This window comes from Vibrio sp. 10N.222.49.A3, from assembly GCF_041475145.1.
In the GTDB taxonomy this organism is placed as follows: Bacteria; Pseudomonadota; Gammaproteobacteria; order Enterobacterales; family Vibrionaceae; genus Vibrio; species Vibrio tasmaniensis_A.
In genome coordinates this window covers 1-3004 of the sequence record NZ_JBFRVM010000277.1, presented here as the reverse complement: position 1 = coordinate 3004, position 3004 = coordinate 1, and the positions used below count along the sequence as shown (strand labels likewise).

General features: G+C 38.4%; 2 protein-coding genes and 1 pseudogene. All 3 read left to right on the top strand.

Annotated features, from left to right (window positions below; genetic code table 11):
• The first annotated feature begins 297 nt into the window (after positions 1 to 297).
• The 3 genes and pseudogenes from AB4589_RS25010 (at position 298) to AB4589_RS25000 (ending at position 2892) form a co-directional block, all read left to right on the top strand.
• Positions 298 to 1413 (top strand): SEC-C domain-containing protein, encoded by a 1116-nt coding sequence (locus AB4589_RS25010; protein WP_157939755.1) that lies wholly within the window; start codon positions 298 to 300, stop codon positions 1411 to 1413.
• Between the two features lie 660 nt (positions 1414 to 2073).
• Entirely contained in the window at positions 2074 to 2538 is a 465-nt protein-coding gene (locus AB4589_RS25005; RefSeq protein ID WP_102257497.1) for a cupin domain-containing protein, read from the top strand.
• Between the two features lie 27 nt (positions 2539 to 2565).
• Positions 2566 to 2892: pseudogene (locus AB4589_RS25000) on the top strand (glyoxalase/bleomycin resistance/dioxygenase family protein).
• Positions 2893 to 3004 lie beyond the last annotated feature (112 nt).

The window sequence follows — 3004 nt, the reverse complement described above, 5'->3', positions numbered from 1 at the left end:
CGTCGCACGCCCCAAAGTTGCTTAGACCTTTATTCATTCGCATCCTGTTCATGAGCTTTTGCCCTACTAAAAGTTATCTATTCTACTAATGCTGTTCGTTGTGAATCCCCGTGTTGTATTACGGGGCACTATCTACGAAACTTTCAACCTTCCCTAACTATTCGCCAGTGTTTGAGCGATAGCAAGCCATAATCATCAATGATGCATATCATTTAATTGATAATCAAAAGAGAGCATAATAAAAAACTATACCGCCAATTATTGGCTAGATAGCGTTATGTGAAGAGGATGATAGGTTTGGGTGATAATAAATTGAGAAACAATCCATGTTGGTGTGGCTCAGGAAAGAAATATAAAAAGTGTCATCAAATTCGAGAAGATCAAGAAGCAATTAGTCGTAGAGAATTAGAAGCTTACAGCAAAAGTGTAAGGAATAAAAAAGTATGTAGCGTGAGCAACCTTTTTCCAGATGAATGTACCAGCAAGATTATTAATGCTCATACAATTTCAAAAAGTGGTTCGCTTCTTGAAATTGCTGAAAGTGGGCATGTTATGGGTGCAAAACCGAGTTTATCTGGCTTAATTAAACACGAAGGAAAGCTAGTTCTAGAAAAAGTTGGTGTAAAAAAAGCATCGACATTTACAGGCTTCTGCTCAGTTCATGATAAGGATCTATTTATACCTCTTGAGGATGAACCAATTACACTGACACAACAACAATTATTTTTGTTAGCTTATCGCGGATTTTGTAGAGAGTATTTCAATAAGGAGTCAAACAAAAAAACCGTTGATATGATGAAAGAGGCTGACCGTGGCAAGGGAATTGAAACACAAATTCACATGCAAAAACACGCAAGTTTGTTTGATTCCGGTGTTGATTTAGCACTTCGGGATTTACGATATCTCAAATCTAAGCTTGATCCCGTGCTTACTGGTGATAACTTCTCCGCAATTAATCATTGCGTTATCGAATTTAAAAGCGTACCTAAACTTTTGGTAAGTTCCATGATTGCGCCAGAGATGGATTTTCATGGGAATAGATTACAGACTCTCGGTATTCAAGATCAAGTTTTTGAATACATATTTTTTAATTGCATTGCATATGACGGAAAAGGAGCATTTATTTTCTCTTGGTTACCAGAGCACAATAATTATTGTAATAAATTCATTGATTCGCTACTCGCATTGGATGAAAATCATATTTCGAACGCCCTTGTTCGATTCTGTTACTCATTCAGTGAAAACACTTGGTCTACACCGTCTTGGTGGGATTCGCAAAGTAAAGAGGCTCAAAATTCTATAGAGGCTAGGCTGTTACAAGGAACTCCTGTTGCTTTGCATCCTTTAGATTGTTTGATAGATGATGGTCATGAATTTAATGCTTTTGATATACATCGAATCTTAAGGATATAGCAAAGAGTTTAAAAACGATTCCCGATCATTAGTCGTTTAATAAGGTCACGTATACAAAATCTTCAATAAATTATTCAAGAACGCTCCCCCGCTCTACCAATGCAAATTAAGGCCGATATACGGCCTTTTTTACATTACTTTTCTCAATGCCCTCTCATACTTTAGCGACTTTGACGTGATTTTTATATCGGTCAAACACCCAATCTCAATAAGAGCAATACCAATAAGGATCTCTTGTGGACTAACGGGTCTACCATAAGGCCGCACTGTACGAAGACGACTAATTGGCAAATTTGCCTTATAAAAAGTTATTCATTAATCGCTAATATTAGAATTCCTGAAACACATTTATGTCCAGAGGCTTCATAGACCTGAAGTTTTACTCGTGGCACTTTTCTCAAAAAGTGCCAACTAGCTCAGATCTGCCCCAAAGTGTATCACGACCGATGATTGACTAATTAATGGTGAGTTGATTTTGTAATACATATGCTAACTAACAACCCTAGAGTGCAGGTGTTTTTTTCGTAACCCATCACTCGTGTGCGTACAAAAATCACATAACCATAATATATGACTTGAGTTGCTTAAAAAGATTGAGCAAGATGGACAGAAGTAAATGACTATATCCCGACTGAAAAGCGTTATGCACAGGGGCAATTAATGACGAAAGCGAAACAAGCTTTAAGCATAAAAGGTGATACGTTTAACCCATTTCCAGAGCCATTTAAATCTCGCCTTGGTCAATCTGAATGCAGAAGTTTAGGTGATTCTTTTGGGCTCACTCAGTTCGGTGTGAATCTGGAAGTATTAGAACCGAATGCGCAGTCGGCTCTTCGCCATTGGCACACAAGGTCAGATGAGTTTCTTTATGTACTCGATGGTGAGCTATGTTTAGTCAGTGATGACGGTGAGCAGACATTATTTGCAGGAATGTGTATTGGCTTCCCTGCTAGGGTCGAAAATGGACATCATTTAATAAACCGTAGTAGCGAACAAGCTAAATTTATAGTTATAGGGAGCCGAGTTGCAAAAGACGAAGCCCATTATCCAGATGATGATTTCAAATGGGTTGTTGAAAGTTCTGGTGAATGGACTCCCTCTAGAAAGAACGGCACACCATACTAGTGACTGTTAAGTAGTAGGAGGGAGACTATGATTCCAACAGCGATTCTTATTCATGTTCAAAATGTCGCATTGGGCATCGATTAGTATCAAAAAGCCTTTCCTACAGCTGTATCTGTTTATCATCCTAGTTTCGACTTTACCATGCTCAATTTGAACGGTTTTTCTCTTGAGATAGTACAAGCAGACGAAAAAGTAGGCTCGTGTAAATGTGGGACAGTTTTATATTGGTCGGTAAACAACTTGGATAAAGCACTGGATCATTTTGAAGAGCTTGGTGCAAAACTGTATAGAGGCCCAATGGCAATTGAAAATGGGCTTTTTATGTGTCAAATCGAAGACCCGTTTGGCAACTGATGTGCACCATTAATACTGGACAGGGAGCTTAGTGACTTTCCATACTTATGCTAATTCGTGATTTGCTAATACTTGGTTCTCCGAAACTCATTTCTGTCCAAAACCTTCACAG